18 protein-coding genes, 1 pseudogene and 1 riboswitch are annotated in these 18,675 nt (G+C 41.0%); of the genes and pseudogenes, 14 read left to right on the forward strand and 5 right to left on the reverse strand.

The annotated features are described in order from the left end of the window. Window positions 1-4 precede the first annotated feature (4 nt). The 14 genes and pseudogenes from ACQKFO_RS04325 (at window position 5) to menC (ending at window position 13,560) form a co-directional block, all read left to right on the forward strand. Window positions 5-229: a DUF3906 family protein gene (locus ACQKFO_RS04325; protein ID WP_427597073.1), complete on the forward strand. Its 225-nt coding sequence runs from the start codon at window positions 5-7 to the stop codon at window positions 227-229. A 13-nt stretch (window positions 230-242) separates the two neighbouring features. After that, on the forward strand, window positions 243-1,019 hold the full coding sequence (cobA, locus tag ACQKFO_RS04330) for a uroporphyrinogen-III C-methyltransferase (RefSeq protein WP_427597074.1): 777 nt from the start codon (window positions 243-245) through the stop codon (window positions 1,017-1,019). Further along, window positions 1,020-1,775, forward strand: coding sequence for a sirohydrochlorin chelatase (locus ACQKFO_RS04335; RefSeq protein WP_427597075.1), 756 nt, complete (start codon window positions 1,020-1,022; stop codon window positions 1,773-1,775). Beyond that, window positions 1,756-2,307 (forward strand): NAD(P)-dependent oxidoreductase, encoded by a 552-nt coding sequence (locus ACQKFO_RS04340; RefSeq protein ID WP_427597076.1) that lies wholly within the window; start codon window positions 1,756-1,758, stop codon window positions 2,305-2,307. Before ACQKFO_RS04335 ends, ACQKFO_RS04340 begins: the two co-directional genes overlap by 20 nt. A gap of 118 nt (window positions 2,308-2,425) precedes the next feature. Then, window positions 2,426-2,527, forward strand: a riboswitch (purine riboswitch). 122 nt (window positions 2,528-2,649) lie between these two features. Then, window positions 2,650-3,237, forward strand: coding sequence for a xanthine phosphoribosyltransferase (locus ACQKFO_RS04345; protein ID WP_427597077.1), 588 nt, complete (start codon window positions 2,650-2,652; stop codon window positions 3,235-3,237). Further along, window positions 3,237-4,541: a nucleobase:cation symporter-2 family protein gene (locus ACQKFO_RS04350; protein WP_427597078.1), complete on the forward strand. Its 1,305-nt coding sequence runs from the start codon at window positions 3,237-3,239 to the stop codon at window positions 4,539-4,541. The genes ACQKFO_RS04345 and ACQKFO_RS04350 overlap by 1 nt, the downstream gene beginning before the upstream one ends. Window positions 4,542-4,716: 175 nt before the next feature. Beyond that, a pseudogene (locus ACQKFO_RS04355) lies at window positions 4,717-6,278 on the forward strand (fatty acid--CoA ligase). A gap of 169 nt (window positions 6,279-6,447) precedes the next feature. Further along, window positions 6,448-6,837 carry a cell wall hydrolase gene (locus tag ACQKFO_RS04360; RefSeq protein ID WP_427597793.1) on the forward strand — a complete coding sequence of 130 codons (390 nt, stop codon included), beginning with the start codon at window positions 6,448-6,450 and terminating at the stop codon, window positions 6,835-6,837. Between the two features lie 274 nt (window positions 6,838-7,111). Further along, on the forward strand, window positions 7,112-7,996 hold the full coding sequence (locus tag ACQKFO_RS04365) for a peptidoglycan-binding protein (protein ID WP_427597079.1): 885 nt from the start codon (window positions 7,112-7,114) through the stop codon (window positions 7,994-7,996). A 233-nt stretch (window positions 7,997-8,229) separates the two neighbouring features. Next, window positions 8,230-9,087, forward strand: a complete 858-nt coding sequence (locus ACQKFO_RS04370) for a MurR/RpiR family transcriptional regulator (protein WP_427597080.1) — start codon at window positions 8,230-8,232, stop codon at window positions 9,085-9,087. Between the two features lie 20 nt (window positions 9,088-9,107). Further along, on the forward strand, window positions 9,108-10,487 hold the full coding sequence (locus tag ACQKFO_RS04375; RefSeq protein ID WP_427597081.1) for a YjiH family protein: 1,380 nt from the start codon (window positions 9,108-9,110) through the stop codon (window positions 10,485-10,487). Between the two features lie 17 nt (window positions 10,488-10,504). Next, window positions 10,505-11,623 (forward strand): amidohydrolase, encoded by a 1,119-nt coding sequence (locus tag ACQKFO_RS04380; RefSeq protein WP_427597082.1) that lies wholly within the window; start codon window positions 10,505-10,507, stop codon window positions 11,621-11,623. Between the two features lie 16 nt (window positions 11,624-11,639). Further along, window positions 11,640-12,476 carry a GNAT family N-acetyltransferase gene (locus ACQKFO_RS04385; RefSeq protein ID WP_427597083.1) on the forward strand — a complete coding sequence of 279 codons (837 nt, stop codon included), beginning with the start codon at window positions 11,640-11,642 and terminating at the stop codon, window positions 12,474-12,476. Continuing rightward, complete coding sequence (menC, locus tag ACQKFO_RS04390; protein WP_427597084.1) at window positions 12,451-13,560, forward strand: o-succinylbenzoate synthase; 1,110 nt, start codon at window positions 12,451-12,453, stop codon at window positions 13,558-13,560. The genes ACQKFO_RS04385 and menC overlap by 26 nt, the downstream gene beginning before the upstream one ends. A gap of 225 nt (window positions 13,561-13,785) precedes the next feature. Here the strand turns inward: menC and ACQKFO_RS04395 are convergent, their stop codons facing one another. The 5 genes from ACQKFO_RS04395 to ACQKFO_RS04415 form a co-directional block, all read right to left on the reverse strand. Then, window positions 13,786-13,923 (reverse strand): hypothetical protein, encoded by a 138-nt coding sequence (locus ACQKFO_RS04395; RefSeq protein WP_427597085.1) that lies wholly within the window; start codon window positions 13,921-13,923, stop codon window positions 13,786-13,788. Between the two features lie 543 nt (window positions 13,924-14,466). Then, window positions 14,467-14,949, reverse strand: a complete 483-nt coding sequence (locus ACQKFO_RS04400; protein ID WP_427597087.1) for a ribonuclease H-like YkuK family protein — start codon at window positions 14,947-14,949, stop codon at window positions 14,467-14,469. A gap of 830 nt (window positions 14,950-15,779) precedes the next feature. Beyond that, on the reverse strand, window positions 15,780-16,238 hold the full coding sequence (locus ACQKFO_RS04405; RefSeq protein WP_427597088.1) for a staygreen family protein: 459 nt from the start codon (window positions 16,236-16,238) through the stop codon (window positions 15,780-15,782). 65 nt (window positions 16,239-16,303) lie between these two features. Further along, complete coding sequence (locus tag ACQKFO_RS04410; protein WP_427597090.1) at window positions 16,304-17,071, reverse strand: hypothetical protein; 768 nt, start codon at window positions 17,069-17,071, stop codon at window positions 16,304-16,306. Between the two features lie 148 nt (window positions 17,072-17,219). Next, window positions 17,220-18,647 (reverse strand): alanine/glycine:cation symporter family protein, encoded by a 1,428-nt coding sequence (locus ACQKFO_RS04415; protein WP_427597091.1) that lies wholly within the window; start codon window positions 18,645-18,647, stop codon window positions 17,220-17,222. Window positions 18,648-18,675: the final 28 nt, after the last annotated feature.

Below are 18,675 nucleotides of genomic sequence, written 5' to 3' on the forward strand. Positions count from 1 at the left end.
GGGGATGAATTTGTATCGATTTGAAGTCACTACTCGCGTTTTTGTCACGATTGTCGTAGTTGCGGCTGAATCAGATGAGTTGGCCTTTGATCTAGTAGAAATAGAACTTGAGAAGTATTTTTTGAAAAAGCCTGATGTGGTAGACATCTCTCTTTACGAGAAGCGTAGAATCCGGGGAAGTGGTGCAGGGTTTGTACTACATGAACAGGAGACAATCATCAAATCTTAAGGAGGAATAATGGATGGGGAAAGTTTACCTGGTGGGAGCGGGTCCTGGAGATCCTGAATTAATCACACTAAAAGCATTGAAATCAATACAAAAAGCAGACGTCATATTATATGACCGTCTGGTGAATAAAGAGCTTCTCACCCATGCGAAAAAAGGTGCCGATTTGATATACTGCGGGAAACTGCCAAACTATCATACGATGAAACAAGAAACAATCAATCATTTTCTCGTGCGTTATGCTTCTAGCGGAAAGGTAGTCGTGAGATTAAAAGGAGGTGACCCTTTCGTATTTGGAAGGGGAGGCGAAGAAGCAGAAGCACTTGCCAAGAAAGGAATCCCCTTCGAGATCGTCCCCGGTATTACTTCAGGTATAGCAGCGGCTGCCTATGCAGGGATTCCCGTTACACACCGGGAATCCAGTTCAAGTGTCGCCTTTGTCACCGGGCATAAACAAAACAATCAACAAGAAGATGAAAAATGGGAGAGTCTGGCCAAAGGAATCGATACCCTGGCCATATATATGGGGGTGGGGAATCTCCCTTACATTAAAGAAAAGCTCATCCATTATGGGAAGTGCAAGGATACTCCTGTGGCACTCGTCCACTGGGGAACAACAGAAGTGCAAAGAACCGTGACAGGGACGCTGGAAACAATAAACGATATAGTGAAAGAAGAAAAGATTGAGAATCCAAGCATGATCATCGTCGGTGAAGTGGTCCGTTTCCGGGAGAAGATTCAATGGTTTGAAGAAACCCTTGAAAAGAAATCGATCATGAGCGAGGCACTTTGAATGAAACGCGCGATCTTATACGTGTGCCATGGAAGTCGTATTACGAAAGCACGTGAAGAAGCCATAGATTTTATTAAAAGGTGCCAGAACCAAGTGGAAGCGGAAATTCAGGAAATAAGCTTTCTTGAACTTGCATCACCTTCCATTGAAGAAGGTTTTAAAGCATGTGTGGAAAAAGGAGCTTCACATGTTTCCGTCGTTCCCCTTCTCCTATTGACTGCGGTTCATGCAAAAAAAGACATTCCAGATGAAATTCAAAACTGTCAAGAAGCCTATCCCTGGATTACGGTAACGTATGGAAAGCCCATTGGGGTTCACGATAAAATGGCTGAGAGTGTTATAGGGAAAATACGCGATGCTGTTTCAATTGACTCTTCGACGGTTGCCGTATTGATTGGGAGAGGAAGTTCAGACCCCGATGTTACAAAGGATTTAGGAGCCCTTGCTGAACTTGTGCAAGCCAAGACTAAGTTAGCAGATGTAAGGACCTGTTACTTAACAGCAGCCTCACCAAGCTTTTCGGACACATTGGAATCTATAAAAAATACAAATGGAAACGTCATTTTCATTCCCTACTTGCTGTTTACCGGTTTACTCATGAAAGGAATTGAGAGGGAGATCAGCCAAACGGAAAATGCGCATATTATTCTGGGTGATTATCTAGGGTATGACCCCCTTGTGGAAGAAGCATTCCTGGACCGTGTGAATGAAACCCTCAGCGTTAAAGGAGAATCCTATGCTGCCAGTCATGATTGATGTAAATGGAAAACAAGTTACGATTGTAGGCGGAGGAAAAGTGGCCTATCGGAAGCTCTTTGTATTTCTAGAGCAAGGAGCGATGATAAAAGTCATCAGTCCTGAAGCTGTTGATGGAATTCAAGCATTACATGAAGAAAAAAGGATTCTATGGATCAAAAGAGAAGTGGAACGAGATGATTTACGAGATGCTTTTATCGTCATCGCTGCCACGAATGAACGATGGGTGAATGAACAGGTGAAAATACACTCTGAGGAAAACCAACTTTTATGCGTGGTGGATGACGGGGATTGCGGAAATATGCAGATGGTCTCCTATAGGCAGAAAGGGAAATTAACGATTGCCGTTTCAACCGGCGGAGCAAGTCCATTCTTAGCTAAAAAGCTTACCAATCAAATCTTCCAACCATTTGATGATTCCTATATAGAAAAGCTTGATTTCCTTGCCACAAAGAGAAAAGAAATCAAGGCATCAGACTTATCTGATGGGGAGAAAAGGAAACTATTAAAGGAACTTTCTGAACGGGTGTAAAGTGGATAAAACTTTATGCCCGTTCACTCATTATACGAACGTTTTTATAATAAATGCACATATTGTTAAGAAATGCACCTTTACAAACTGTCAAGTTCCCGTTATACTATCCAATATCAAATCAATATTCGTTTTCACTCATATAATAGCGGGGATATGGCTCGCGAGTTTCTACCGGATTACCGTAAATGATTCGACTATGAGTGAGCAATGGATTGTCCGTCAATTCGGACGCTCTTTACCTAACCCGAAGGTCATTGTCTCACTCTATCCAGAGAACAATAGCCTTTGGGTTTTTTTGTAGACTTCCAGGTTTTATTACAGTAAAGGAGCGTTTTGGATATGAATTTATTAAAAAATAAAATTGCAGATGAAGGTGTCGTCCTTTCAGATACTGTATTAAAGGTAGATTCATTCCTGAATCATCAAGTGGACCCTGAATTGATGATGGAAATCGGGAAAGAATTTGCACGTCGTTTCAAAGATATGGGAATTACGAAGGTGTTGACCATTGAGTCGTCCGGGATTGCTCCTGGCGTGATGGCTGCTCTTCAATTGAATGTTCCACTTGTATTTGCACGTAAGCGTAAATCGTTGACCCTTTCAGAAGGGGTTATTACATCGAAGGTGTACTCATACACGAAGCAGGAAGAAAACACGATCTCGATTTCCAGTAAATACATAGGAGAAAATGATCGCGTCCTATTGGTTGACGATTTCTTAGCAAATGGACAAGCGGCCCTGGGATTAATCGATTTAGTTAAGCAAGCAGGCGCATATGTTGCCGGGATCGGGATCGTTATTGAAAAGTCCTTCCAAGACGGAGGCAAACTCGTCCGTGAAACAGGATACAGAGTTGAATCATTAGCGGAAATCCAATCCCTTGAAAATGGGAAAGTGACATTCAAGCAAGAGGAGGCGCGGGTATAATGAAAAATCAGCCTATTAAACTGGCGTCACTCGGGATTCAACATGTTCTCGCTATGTATGCGGGAGCGGTCATCGTTCCGCTGATTGTAGGAGGAGCATTAGGATTAACGGGAGAGCAGCTCACTTATCTGGTATCCATTGATATCTTCATGTGTGGGATCGCCACCTTATTGCAAGTATGGAAGAATCGTTTCTTTGGGATAGGACTTCCGGTCGTACTAGGATGTACGTTCACGGCAGTAGGGCCAATGATCGCGATTGGTGGCCAGTATGGTATTTCAGCGATCTACGGTTCGATTCTTGTTTCAGGTTTATTCGTCGTTCTAATCAGTAAGTACTTTGGAAAACTGGTTCGTTTCTTCCCACCTGTAGTCACCGGCTCTGTAGTAACAATCATAGGGATTACCTTGATTCCAGTAGCCATGAACAATATGGCAGGGGGACAAGGGAGTGCTGATTTCGGTTCATTGGAAAATTTGTCTCTTGCTTTTGGTACGTTATTTTTTATTTTAATCCTCTATAAATTCTTTACCGGTTTTGTTCGTTCTGTCTCCATTTTACTGGGATTGATGGCAGGGACAGCCGTTGCATTTGTTTTAGGCAAAGTAGATTTTAGTGCGGTTGGAGATGCCTCCTGGTTTCATATGGCCAAACCTTTCTACTTTGGAATGCCGACGTTTGAAATAACAGCCATTCTAACCATGATCCTAGTAGCGATGGTGAGTTTAGTGGAATCAACAGGTGTTTATTTTGCTCTCGCTGATATAAGCGATAAAGAGGTTTCAGAAGAGGATTTATCAAGGGGCTATCGTGCTGAAGGGCTGGCAATCGTACTGGGAGGATTATTCAATGCATTCCCTTACACCGCTTATTCACAAAACGTAGGGTTGATCCAGCTTTCGGGCGTGAAGCGCAACAGTGTGATTTATGCAACAGGAGCATTTCTCGTGATCCTAGGGTTGGTACCCAAGATTGGTGCATTAACGACGGTGATTCCTGCATCAGTTTTAGGCGGGGCGATGGTGGCCATGTTCGGGATGGTCGTAGCATATGGGATTAAAATGCTTAGCCATGTAAATTTTGCATCCCAGGAAAACCTATTGATTATCGCCTGTTCAGTCGGGATGGGATTGGGAGTAACCGCTGTTCCGGAATTATTTGCGCAAATGCCATCCAGCATCCGGATCTTGACGGATAACGGGATTGTTGCCGGAAGTATAACGGCCATTGCACTGAATATGTTTTTTAACGTGTTTTCTAAACGCAAGCTTAATGTTGTGTTGAATGAGCAGAAAGCTTCGTAATCATTTTGCTAAAAGAACGTTACCTTTTCACTATTTAAAGGTGGCGTTTTTCTTTGTGAATATATTTCTGAATTATCAGATATTAAAGAAGGGTATACGTCCAACTGTCTCGAACATTATTGATTAGGGAATGTTGCAGTGATTGGGATATACCTTAATTAAAAGGAGGAGAAATATGTACGCAACGACAGGATCGATATTTGATCAAACGGTAGAAAAATTTCGGAACAAGGAGGCGATTGTAGAAGAGAAAACAGGAACCAGGTTAACATTTGCACAGTGGCAGGATGAAGTTCATCGTGCAGCCAATGCGTTGCTGAAGGCAGGTGTGAAAAAGGGAGATCGGGTTTCGACGTATTTATTTAATACGCTGGAGTTAGCAACTGTGTACTTTGCTTGTGGAAAGATTGGTGCGGTGATCAACCCGATTAATTTCCGGTTAAAGTCTCAAGAAATACACTACATTTTAGAAGATGCCGAACCAAAGGTGGTGATTTTTGAAGAAGCCCTCACCCTACCGATCGAGCAGATTTCACAAGACTTTCCACAGACCCTTTTTTGGTATGTTGGAGTAGATGCCCCTACCTTTGCTCAAAGCTATAAAGATGTTGTGAATCCATGCTCGAATGACTTAATAGACATCCCTGTAGAAGAAACAGACCCATATGCGATTATGTATACGAGCGGGACTACTGGGAGGCCAAAGGGTGTTCTTCACAGGCATAGGGATATGGCTGAGCAAAGCTTGATTTGTACATCTGTAATGGGGTTGACACCAAATGATATAGGACTTGTTACAGCCCCCATGTTTCATTGTGCGGAGCTTCATTGCTGCTTTCTTCCCCGCGTTCAAGCGGGAGCGAAAAATATTATCGTTCATCAGTTTCAACCTCAAATCGTATTGGAAGTGATTGAGCGGGAAAAGGTCAGTTCTTTTTTTGCCGCGCCAACAATGTGGAATATGCTTCTGCAACACGGGGTGGATGATTATGATACTTCTTCTTTACGGATTGGTCTATACGGAGCTGCCCCGATGGCACCAGTCCTCGTGAGGGCTCTCCATGAGAAAATGAAGATTGACTTGATACAAGCCTATGGTCAGACTGAGATGGGGCCGGCGGTTACCTTCCTCCTTCAGGATGAGCAGTTAACCAAGACAGGCTCCGCAGGTAGGGCTGCCTATAATCATGAAATACGTGTAGTCAAACCGAATGAAAACGGTCCTTCTGAACCGGATGATCTTTGTATGCCTGGTGAAGTCGGGGAAATCATTGTTCGCGGTTCCTGTACAATGCTTGAATACTTCAATCGAAAAGAAGCAACGGAAAGAGCATTGTATAAAGGCTGGTATCACTCAAGTGATTTAGGTTATATGGATGAGGATGGGTATCTATACGTCGCTGACCGGGTGGATGATATGGTGATATCAGGAGGAGAAAATGTGTATCCCCGTGAGGTGGAGGATGCACTCCACGCCCATGACGATATTGTAGATGTAGCCGTTCTCGGTCAGCCTCATGAAAAATGGGGAGAACAGGTGATTGCCGTTGTTGTGTCCAAAAATCTGCATTATCTTCGCAAGATCTCGATCTCTTTTTGAAAAATGGAGATTTGTTGGCTGATTATAAACGGCCCCGTGAATATATTTTCGTAGAAGAACTTCCTCGGAATGCAAGTGGTAAGATTCAAAAGTTTTTACTTAGAGATAATATTTTACGGAAAGAAAATTCACTATAAAACGAAGGTCCTTTCGCGGGACCTTCTTTACATTTTCTGATAATGGTAATTAGGCACTGAGTATAGGACAGTCCGACTACCCATATATTGAAATGAGGATATGGGGGAGGGTGATATAGTGCCGTTAATAAAGCATAACGAAGAAGAAGTTAAACTACTTGCCAGGTTAATGAGAGCAGAAGCTGAGGGTGAAGGAAATCAAGGGATGATGATGGTCGGGAACGTAGGTGTAAATCGTGTATTAGGTGATTGTTTGGATTTTAAGAATATCAGAAGCATTAAACAAATGGTTTACCAAAGCCCTGGAGGGTTCGAAGCAACGCAAAAAGGATACTTTTATCAAAGGGCAAGAAGTAACGAACTCGACATGGCTAGAAAAGTAATCAATGGTCGACGGCTACATCCAGCAAGTTTTAGTATGTGGTTTTTCAAGCCCGCGGGGAATTGTCCAAGTAAATGGTATAATCAAGAAAATTCAGGCAGATTCAAAAGTCATTGCTTTTATCAACCTACCCGTACGGATTGTCCAACTGTCTTTCAGTCCGGTTTGCAAGGATAATATTGATATAAATACATTATGTGGAAAGTATCGGACAAAAAACATTTGAATTTTTTCAAGTGTTTTTTTCTCTGTTCACCTCCTTTTTAAAAAAAGGGTGATAGGGAATTTACCTTAAATTTTATATAGGCTAGTATGTATTTTTTTCAAAAGTACATAAATGTCGGGTAGAAATAATTTAAAAAATTGTTCGCAATTCGAGTCATGAGACGAGATGTTTTGGGGATAGTAAGACTTGTAACTATAACTCTAAACATAAGGATGGTGTACTGAAATGAAAAAGGATTTAACCAAAAGATCTTACAAAGAAAAAAGCAGCATGGGGGATAAAATCATTAAAGGGTTTGGTACTTTTGTTCTGGCCATTATATTGCTCCTTTCCATGTCTTCAGTCAGTAATGCTGTTGGAAAAGATGCAAAAGGACCTGATGTTTACGTCATTCAGGGAATGCTTAAGTCCATAGGGAGCTACGCAGGTAAAATTCATGGGAAGTATGATGGCACCACTGTTCAAGGAGTGAAGTATTTTCAGAAAAAACATGGACTCCCAGTTACAGGTGCAGTGGATAATAAAACGTTTGAATCAATTACCTATACTTACTCAAAACTGAAGTTCCCATCACCATCAGGTGGTAAAAACGAAGGTCAAGGAGCAGGTGAAGGCCAAGGAGCAGGCGAAGGCCAAGGAGCAGGTGAAGGCCAAGGAGCAGGTGAAGGCCAAGGAGCAGGTGAAGGCCAAGGAGCAGGCGAAGGCCAAGGAGCAGGGGAAGGTCAAGGAGCAGGTCAAGGAGCAGGTGAAGGTCAAGGAGCAGGTCAAGGAGCAGGTGAAGGCCAAGGAGCAGGTGAAGGTCAAGGAGCAGGTGAAGGCCAAGGAGCAGGTGAAGGCCAAGGAGCAGGCGAAGGTGAAGGTCAAGGAGCAGGTGAAGGTCAAGGAACAGGCGAAGGCCTAGAAAAGGAAGAAGACCTGGGAGAAGAACAAAAACCTGAAAAAGAAGGTCCTGTAAAATTTGAAGAACCAAGTAAAGAACCAGCGAAAGAACCAAGCAAAGAACCAACAAAAGAGCCAACAAAAGAGCCAACAAAAGAACCAGTGAAAGAACCAAGCAAAGAGCCTATCGAGAAACCAAAGCAATATAAAGGATCACAAGAAAGTAACTAAGTTTAATCAACAGAGAATCATTGAGTTGTTTTCCATAAAAATAAAATGGCGGCTGATATTTTATATCGGACGTCATTTTTAGGTTGTGAAATCAAAGAAGGCGGTTCGCATCGACTGCATTCTTTTTTCTTGGAAATATCAGAATTATAAAATTTCTCATTGAATATGAAGTATATAATACACTATACTATAAAAAACGAAGGATTTCCTTCAGTTTACAGAAAGGAGTAGGCATGGTTCAAAAATCAATTTCAAGAATTATTAAAGAAAACTATTCTTCTTTATCTGCCGGACAAAAAAAAGTGGCTGAGTTGATTCTTCAGCAACAAGGTGAAGCAGCGATACTCACGGCTTTTCAAATGGGGAGGAAAGCTGGTGTAAGTGAAACAACTGTGATTCGATTAGGCTATGCGTTAGGCTTTAAAGGATATTCTGAAATGCAGGAAGTGGTGCGGAGGGATTGGTTAGAGAAGAAGAAGGTGAATGAAAATGAATCATTTCCTTCATCCTCAACTGATGGTGGTGAGGAGAGTGTATTCAGTAAGGTTGTTGAGAAAGAAAAATCCATACTCGAGCAGCTAATGAGTCAGTTAGATGTGAAAGAAATATGGAAAACCATTGATCGATTAATACAATCAGAGCGAGTTTATATTGGTGGATTTGGGAGTTCTTATGGTGCGGCTTATTGGATGTATTATACGTTAAAACAATACAGGGCAAACGTATTCCTCTCTAGTCCAGCAGGATTTTCCCCTGAAGATATATGTGATTTGGACCAGCGTTCTACTGTGGTTATGTTTTCTTTTCCCCGGTTCCGCACAGAATCCATTGAGCTTGTGGAGGAGGCAAAAAAACAAGGTTCTTATGTCATTGCGATCACCAATAGACAATTATCACCCCTCGGACAGATTTCTGACCTTACACTTACAACCGAAGAAGGGATGAATTCGGGACATCATTCAATTGCATCTGTCGTTAGTTTAATTGAAATCATTTTAATAGGTTTTCAACATCGAGATCAAGACAACATAAGTATTCGGCAAAGGAAGCTAGAGCAATTATATACAAATCAGGGGTTATTTATTGAATAAATCAGAGGGGTGGAGAATTTATGAACGGAGTATCACAAACGAATGAAAAAATAGAAGCGAAAGCATTCACTACCAGTGACATATGGAAATTCCTGATTCCATCATTAATTGGAATCCTATTATTTATTGTACCGATTACAACAGAAGATGGCATAACAATTCCCGTCGCTTATTTAGCCGGTCAAATTAATGGGTATTTAGGTGAAGTTATCCCTGCAATGACAGTACTGATTATGGCGCTCTCTGTCATAGGGTCACTTATAGCGATAACGATCAAACCAGCCTTTATTACAAAAAGTCGATATTTGAGCACTCTTTTAATCATTCGTCCGTTTTGGCTTGCTGCACGTGTCCTTGGCACGCTGTTTGCTGTGATGACGATTTATCAATTAGGACCTGGGATGGTCTTCTCAGAAAATACGGGTGGACTCTTAATCTATGATCTGATTCCTATCCTATTTTCTACTTTTCTACTGGCAGGTCTACTGCTTCCGCTCCTTCTTAACTTCGGATTATTAGAGTTCTTTGGGGCCTTGTTGTTGAAAGTGATGAGACCTGTATTTACATTACCGGGCCGTTCTTCACTCGACTGCCTGGCATCATGGGTTGGAGACGGCACAATAGGTGTTCTTCTGACGACCAAGCAATATGAAGAAGGGTATTACACCAAACGTGAAGCGGCTGTGATTGCCACTACTTTCTCGGTTGTTTCCATAACGTTTACGATTGTGGTCATTTCTTACTTGAACTTAGAGCAATATTTCCTTCACTATTACGCAACGATCATCTTTGCCGGTCTTGTAGCGGCATTAATCATGCCACGGATACCACCATTATCAAGAAAACCGAATACTGGTTATGAAAGAACTGAGTTAAAGAACGAAACAGGGATTCCATCTGATTTTTCCGTTGTTAAATGGGGCTTTCACCAAGCTGTAACGAAGGCTAAAAAGAATAATGGTCCTGCTTCTGTCGTGAAAGAAGGCGTTCAGAACGTATTGGATATGTGGCTTGGTGTCTTACCGATCGTTATGGCGATAGGGACAGTAGCATTGGTCATAGCAGAGTATACACCTTTTTTCACCTATCTCGGGAAACCTTTCGAACCAATCCTCTCCATCATGCAGGTTCCTGAAGCAAGTGAAGCGGCCCAGACAATGGTCGTCGGGTTCGCCGATATGTTCCTTCCTGCTGTCATCGGTAGTGGAATTGAAAGTGAACTTACCCGTTTTGTCATTGCATGTGTATCTGTTACACAATTAATCTATATGTCTGAAATGGGTGGATTGCTTCTCGGTTCGAAGCTGCCTGTCAGTATCGTAGATTTGATTTTGATCTTTTTAATCCGGACGTGCATTACTCTACCTATTGTCGTAGTGATTGCACATATGATTTTTTGATAGGAGGAAGAAACACAGTGAACTTTGTAGATGAACATCATGATGAAATTATAAAAACCTATCAGGAGCTGCATCGACTGGCAGAACCGAGCTGGATGGAAGAAAAGACATCCAGCTATTTAAGAACAAAACTTTACGAGGCTGGCTTTTCTGTTAAAACGTATGAAGGGCATTACGGATTTATTGCAGAATTAAAGGGTGAGCAGTCAGAGGTAATTGCTCTTCGTGCGGATATGGATGCATTGCTTCAAGAAGAGGATGGAGTGGTTAAACCGAATCACTCTTGTGGCCATGATGCCCATAGTACGATGGTATTGTATACAGCGCTTGCTCTAGCGAAGAAACCTCTGAAGCATACGGTTCGCTTCATCTTTCAACCTGCTGAAGAAAAGGCAGCGGGGGCACTGAAAATGATAGAAGAGAATGTATTGGATGATGTAAAGTTTCTTGGGGGGATTCATCTTCGACCTGAAATGGAGGTCCCCTATGAGATGGCGGCTCCTGTTATCGTTCATAGCTCTACTGCAACGCTAAAGGGCACCATTAAAGGAATACCTGCACATGCAGCAAGGCCGGAACAAGGGAACAATCCCCTAGAGGCAGCATCTTTATTGATTCAAGAGGTCAAGCGGATCAGGCTGGATGTCATAAATCATTATTCCATAAAGATCACAGAACTGCACGGAGGCGAATCATCCAACTCCATTCCGGAAAATGCTCATTTCACCTTTGATTTAAGAGCTGAATCGAATGACATCATGGCTGTATTATTGGAAAAAGCAGAAAAGGTGATTTCAGGTATACAACAGGAAACGGAAACCGTCATCACCTGTCAAGTAGAGGAATATCTACCAGCGGCTGTTAAGGACCCCCTGGCAATGGAGCTTGCCCGTAAAGCCATTTGTTCGGTTCTTGGAGAGGAGAATGTGGCATCAGAATGTATCTCTCCTGGAGCGGAAGACTTTCATTTTTATTCCATTAATCATCCTGGTTTATCTTCCACTATGATTGGACTTGGATGTGGTCTCTCACCAGGGTTGCATCACCCTTCCATGCGATTTAATCAAGAATCACTAGTTTATGGGACAAAGATATTAATACAAATGTTATTAATAGCAGATCAGCAAGACTGGTAAAGAGGGAGGAGAGATCGTGAAACATGAAATACAATCATCATTGAACATCCGGACACTGCACTCAGTAGAGGATTTAGAGAGTGTCAGAAGATTAGAGTCGCTTGTGTGGAGTTTTGAAGATTCTGTACCGGTTAATCAGAGTGTAGCTGTGGTGAAGAACGGCGGGTTCATTCTTGGAGCCTATTATCAGGAAAAGCTTATCGGCTTTCAGTATAGTTTTCCCGGTTTTGATGGGAAAAAGGTGTACCTTGTATCCCATAGTTTAGGGATCCATCCCGATTTCAGGAAATTTGGGATCGGAGAAATGCTGAAAAGAGCACAAAAAAATACGGCTGGAGAGATGGGATATGATGTCATCACCTGGACATATGATCCTTTGGAAACCGTGAACGGTAACCTCAACCTACATAAACTTGGAGCTGTTGTGCGTACGTATATCCCCAATATTTATGGAGAAATGTCCGATCAGTTGAATGCAGGAATAGCGACGGATCGATTTCTTGTAGAGTGGTGGGTACGTAAATCGAAGAGTAATAATGTGACAGGGAATAACCTTCATTCTGCTATTGATTTAAAAGAATGTGAACATGGTTGGCTTGTAGATAGGGTAGATTTAACCCTGAGCCAAAAACACATTTCCGTTTCGGTACCGGGTCACTTCCAGGAAATCAAAAGGGCAAATCTTTCACTTGCTATCGATTGGCGGAAAAAAACAAGAGACGTCTTTTCTCACTACTTAAATCATGGCTGGATCGTGACAGACCTAGTTAAAGATAAAAAACACCACGGGCAATACCTATACCTCATGGAGAAAGGTGATCATCATTATGGAAATCAAACGAATCATTCTTAGACAGATCAAGATGGATTTACTGCATACTTTTAAGACGAGTGTAGGGACGGAAACGGATAAAACGATTATTCTCGCTGAAGTGATTTCAGCATCTGGGATATCAGGATGGGGGGAGTCGGTCGCGATCACCCAGCCGATCTATAACGAAGAAACGGTGGAAACAAACTGGCATATGATGAGTGACCACTTGATTCCTCTTCTTCAGGGGGAAGCAGTCCAACATCCTGATGAGGTGTCCGGCAGATTTAAGAAAATCAGAGGGAATTTTAACGCCAAAGCGGCAATCGAGGGGGCTATTTGGGACCTATATGCAAAGGAAAACAACCTTCCTTTAGCAAAAGCACTAGGAGGAACGAAAGACAGAATCGAAGTAGGAGTCAGTGTAGGTATTCAGCAAACCGAGACCCTTATGTTAAAACAAATTGAGGATTATTTGAAAGAAGGTTATAAGCGGATCAAGGTGAAAATTCAACCTGGATGGGATATCGGGATCATCCGGTCGATTCGACGGGAATTTCCGAAGATTCCACTCATGGCAGATGCAAACTGTGCATATTCCCTAAATGACATTGAAGTCCTCAAAGCTCTGGATGATTTCGATTTAATGATGATTGAACAGCCATTGGATCATGATGATATCATTGATCATGCCAAGCTGCAGTCTCAGCTTAAAACGCCAATCTGTTTAGATGAAAGTATTCACAGTTTTGAAGATGCGAGAAAAGCAATTGAACTGGGAAGCTGTAAAATCATTAATTTGAAAATTGGACGTGTCGGAGGGCTCACGGAATCAAAGAAAATCCATGATTTATGTGAGGAGCACAATATTCCTATGTGGTGCGGGGGAATGCTTGAAGCAGGGATAGGAAGGGCTCATAACATCGCCATCACGTCATTGGGGAATTTCACCCTGCCTGGGGATACGGCCCCATCTTCTCATTATTGGAAGCGGGATATCGTTCAACCTGAGGTGGAAATGAAGGATGGATATATAGTTGTACCTGAAGCGGCCGGTATTGGATACGAACCGGATTTGGAGCAGATTGAAGCGTTGACTATGTATAGTAAAGTTTTTCATTTTTAATGAGATCAGTCTAATTTCAAAATATAATCGAACACTTGTTCTTTTGTGTATTATTAGGCAAGTTGGTGCGAAAATGCCCGAAAAATCGAGAAAAACAAAGATATTAAAAAACTTTAACTTAAAAATATATAATAAACTATAAAAAAATAGAGCATGGGTAGCCCCATGCTCATAGAGAGTAAATAATCTCTTTATCAGATAAAACTATCAGTGGAATAGGGGTTTTCACTTAGAAATTGCGATTGCATTTAGGACAATTACATTTATGGTGATGATTCTTTTTATGGCATCCACAATGGTGTTCATCCTTTTTACATCCACAATCACGATGATGGTGATCTTTCTTATGACATTTACAGTCATGTTTGTCTTTTATTTTAAAACATTTCACTTCTTGCTCTTCAAATTCTCTTCTTCTTGGCTTGTCGCAAACGTCATAGTCATCATCGCATGAACAGTGGATGAACATTAAGTTGTCCCAAAAACGGCAACAAGGAAAATCATCTCTTCTGTTTCTATCACACTGATTGAAAAATGGGAACCACATAATAAATCCCCCTATCTTCTATAAAATTGTCAAGGTAGACCCCGACTTACTCTATACTATGCAACTTTGTCCACTGTGCTTGGGCAGAAGTCATCATTTCTATGTGTTTTGATCAGATAAGGAGGGAGCAGATGTTCATTTGTTTGATAATGGATGGATATCTAAGGATGTACTCCAAGGAGCAATAGAGCGTATTTGGTGGTATTATGTAGGAATATAGGGAGAAGGGAGGTAGGGCACCACCTAACTCAAGTGTTAGCAAAAGGACTCATCACTTCAGAACTTCAGATCTTTTCTTATAAGGTCGAAGTCAGTATAGTGAGAATTTTGATAATAACGAAGAGTAGAAAGTATGTCTTTTATTTAGTGTAACGGTTGGCATAACTGGAAGCGACGAAGGCATCAGGTTTAATTTTCGGTTCCACACCCATTGCTTCCATCCTTGCGACCATCTCTTTAACAAACTTGCTTGTTTTATTCTGTTTTCCAGCCCCAATATCAATATGGCCCTCCATTGAAAATGTAGCTCCTTCATAAAGATATGGAAGGATTATATCAATTAACTGATTTTTTCTTTCCTCAGTAAATAACGAAACAATTTCCTCGGATAAAGACAATTCATAAGAAATCCGCTCATGCAATTGCAGCATTCTCCTAGGGGTTAACACTTTTCTTATGCATGCCCACACACCATTTCCTTCATTTAATATCACAATTCCTGTTATGAAGGTGGTATGTGATTGATGAACTTGAGAATCAGTACCTACCATTAACCGATAGTTACCATTTGGCTCCAATCGCATGAACTTTACAATATGTTCAAAGACCTTGTCAAATGACATACCAATTTCCTGTAGATTTTGAAATGAGAAGTAATTATCAATACAGTTTTTCATCGTGTCAAATCACAGCTTTCTTAACCAATTTGTGAATGAAGAGATTAGATCTTATCCATATTCTATGATAAGAATTTATTATCGTGTGAGGAAAAAGTTGCAGGTAAGTTGATTTTTGGAATGATAAAGAATTTAACGAACTCGATGTGAAGAATCTGTGTCGCACGTCAATCAGAAGTGGAGGGGGGATAAAGTGAACGTATACTTAACAATCGTTTCTAGTTTTTAGTTTACATAATATTTATTATAGGAACATAAGTAAAATATCCAATTTCAGTCTCATTTCACAAGTATACTGTTAATATTGAGACGAAAGAAAAAAATGAGACAGTGTACAGCAACTATTAAACTTGGTTAATCCTTTTCATTTATTTCGTTTATTATCAATACCTAAATTCATTCTGCTCATGCATCTTAATTTTTGTATCAAGATATCAAATGATTTTTTAAGGATTTTCATCTTATTATCTGATAATTTAACTAGTTGATTTCGATACTGTTTTGTTTTTTCTTCGTATATGTATCATTTCATTTGTTAGTTGCTGCGTTCACGTTCATACTTGCTTGTTAGTTTACATAATCATCCCGGTCAGTCGATTTCTATATGATCATTTTCTACTTTGTTAAACATTTCACTCTGGCTTACTTAACCCCTATCTAATCATTCACCCACTTGTTCCATCTAAGCCGCTCTCTTTATACTTACTCCCAGTGAAGCTGAACAAAAATAAGCATAAAGAGTTCACATTGAATCTGAACCTCTTTATGCTTGAGCGCTATTTCAATAAATATTGTCTTGGTGTCCCGAAATAAAGCGTTTGCTGAAATTCCGGGAATACAGATTCAAAGCAGACGAAGATTGGTGCATCCAAAAGCCATGGATAGTACGTGTAGAATCCCTTATCACCGTTCACCATTGCTGCTAAAGCCAATGGGAGTTCTTTTTTGAAAATCATAAACCGTACGTTGGATAGCTGTTGATCATATTCTCCCCCACTCACATAGACGGTACCCGCAAGTGTGTATTGACCAAGGTCTCTTCTCCATTCTCCTAATACTTCGTCCCTCATGGATGGATTGATCTTCTCCAAATCAAAGTGACAACCAACGCTTAAAAATAATTCACCCGTCGTATCAGAATGGGTTAATGTATACTTTCGGTTATCAATGGGGTTGAATATTGATGCTGGTGGCAAATACGTGATAGTTAGCTTTTCAGGCTTGAATTCACTCATGTGTAAGCCTCCTTTACAAAAATGGGCTTACAACAGATTATGATAAAAGCCTAGAAATGGTTCAGCTATTTATTTGCTTTCCACTTTATCTTCATCAAGTTCCATTGATCATTTTCATAATACCAATAAGATGTGGCCGTTCCGATGCCATCTGCCTTATATGCACCGCTTATTTGCTGATAACCTTTTAATCCCTTACCAGGTTTGCCGGTAATTTTTGTCGGCTCAAAAAATGCATACGGTAACACCATTAATTCCATAGGTTCATTTAAGGTTCCGTTTGTGTATATCCCCAATCGATCATAGTCTTCTTTTCGGTCACGTAAATCGACTGTGTAGGATTGATTCGTATCTACAAAGGTAATAGAAGCTTGGTAATCATCTTCAAATTGAGCCTGGATCGTTAAGGGCTCAGGTAATCCGATGTCGACCAGTTTATTATCTGCTAACGTATGGAGGGCTACATTATAGAGTCCACCACTTCCCCCTGTAGCGGATGAGTACAGCATATCCTTTATTCCATCATGATTTAAATCAACGAATTGGATTTTCGGCTCATAACCACCTTCATAATCAATTCGAATCTTACTTCCTTCAGACGTGTTAATATCCGCCCAAATTTGTTTAAGAAACAGGGCATCAGGAGAAAACGGAATCGCCTTAAGCGTAATCGTATCCTTTTTACCATCGCCGGTTACATCTTTTTTATACACATTGACAGTCATTTCATTCACAGGCTGTTTTTCCATTGGTTCACTGGAAAAGTTTCCTGCAATGGCATGGAGGGACATAACAAAGAAAGCACCGAATGCAAATAGTAATTCTTTTCTCATGATTCTCTCTCCTCTTTAGAAAATTATTCCCTTTTATTTTCACCAAAGAAGGAAAATCTATGTAATGATTATCGTTTCTTTTTTCATCTTTCCTAGCATAAAACAAGTCAAAAAAGACCAACCCATCATAAAGGTTGGTCCATTCATATTATTTTTGTTCTGTTGTTGTTTCAGGTTTTGCTTCCCAGCTCTCAATTCCTTTTAACCCCTTAATAGAGTTGGAGTAGAAAACAGGATCCTTACCTTGTCTCTTTTGTTCTCGGTAATCTTTTAGTGCAGATATCGCAATTTTTGCTAATAATGTGATGGCGATTAAGTTGATGATCGCCATGAGACCCATAAATAAATCTGCCAGGCTCCACACAATATCAAGTTTGACAACTGCTCCGAAAATCACCATAGCAAGAACGGCCATTCGGTAGATGAATAGAGTAATCGGGCTGTATTTAATAAACTCAATATTCGTTTCCCCGTAGTAATAGTTTCCGATAATCGAACTGAAGGCGAACAAGAATATTGCAACAGCGACAAATGTATCTGCCCACTCCCCTACATGAAAACTTAAGGCTGCCTGCGTAAGCTGAATGCCATCGATCCCTGTGGTGTATTGGTCAGACAGGATGATCATGAAGGCTGTTGCTGTACAGATAAGCAGGGTATCAGTGAACACCCCAAGAGTTTGAATAAGTCCTTGTTTAACGGGGTGTGTAACACCAGCAGATGCGGCTGCGTTCGGCGCACTACCCATACCTGCTTCATTCGAGAATAAGCCGCGTTTGATTCCCATCATGATGGCTGCCCCTACTCCGCCACTTGCTACTTCACGAATACCAAATGCATTTTCAAAAATGATCACAAACATATTTGGCAGCATGGTGATATTGGTGACCAGAATAAAGAATGCCAGAATCAAATATAGTACCGCCATGACCGGAACGACAATTTGAGTCACACTGGCAATTCTCTTTACCCCGCCGAAAATAACTAGAGCTGTTAACACGGCAAGAATGATACCAACAGTCAAACGATCAAAAGAATACGCTTCTTCCATCGCAAGAGAAATCGTATTGGATTGTACTGAATTGAACACAAGGCCGAAACAGAATGTAATGATAATGGCAAACAGGATTCCCATCCAACGGGCATTCAATCCCTTTTCCATATAGTAAGCGGGACCACCTCGGTAGCCGTCTTTTCCGTCTTTAACTTTATAGATTTGTGCAAGTGTACTCTCTACGAAGCTGGTCGCTCCTCCCAGAAGGGCAATCAGCCACATCCAGAATACGGCTCCTGGTCCACCGCCTGCTATCGCTGTTGCAACACCGGCAAGGTTTCCTGTGCCCACACGTGATGCTGTACTGATCGTGAATGCCTGGAAAGAAGAGATACCCCGTTTTCCTTCTGCTGAGATCGTTGTTTTATCTGTTAATAGTCTTCCCATTTCTCCTAAGTAACGGAATTGTGCGAAATTTGTTCGTAATGAGAAGTATAAACCGAGACCGATAAGCGCCACAATCAGTATGTATGACCACATATAATCATTCAAAGTGCCTATTATACTTGTAAATAACTCCATAAATGTTCCCCCTAGATGTTTTGTTTAT

The sequence above is a fragment of the Rossellomorea sp. NPDC071047 genome, from assembly GCF_050270195.1.
GTDB lineage: Bacteria > Bacillota > Bacilli > Bacillales > Bacillaceae_B > Rossellomorea.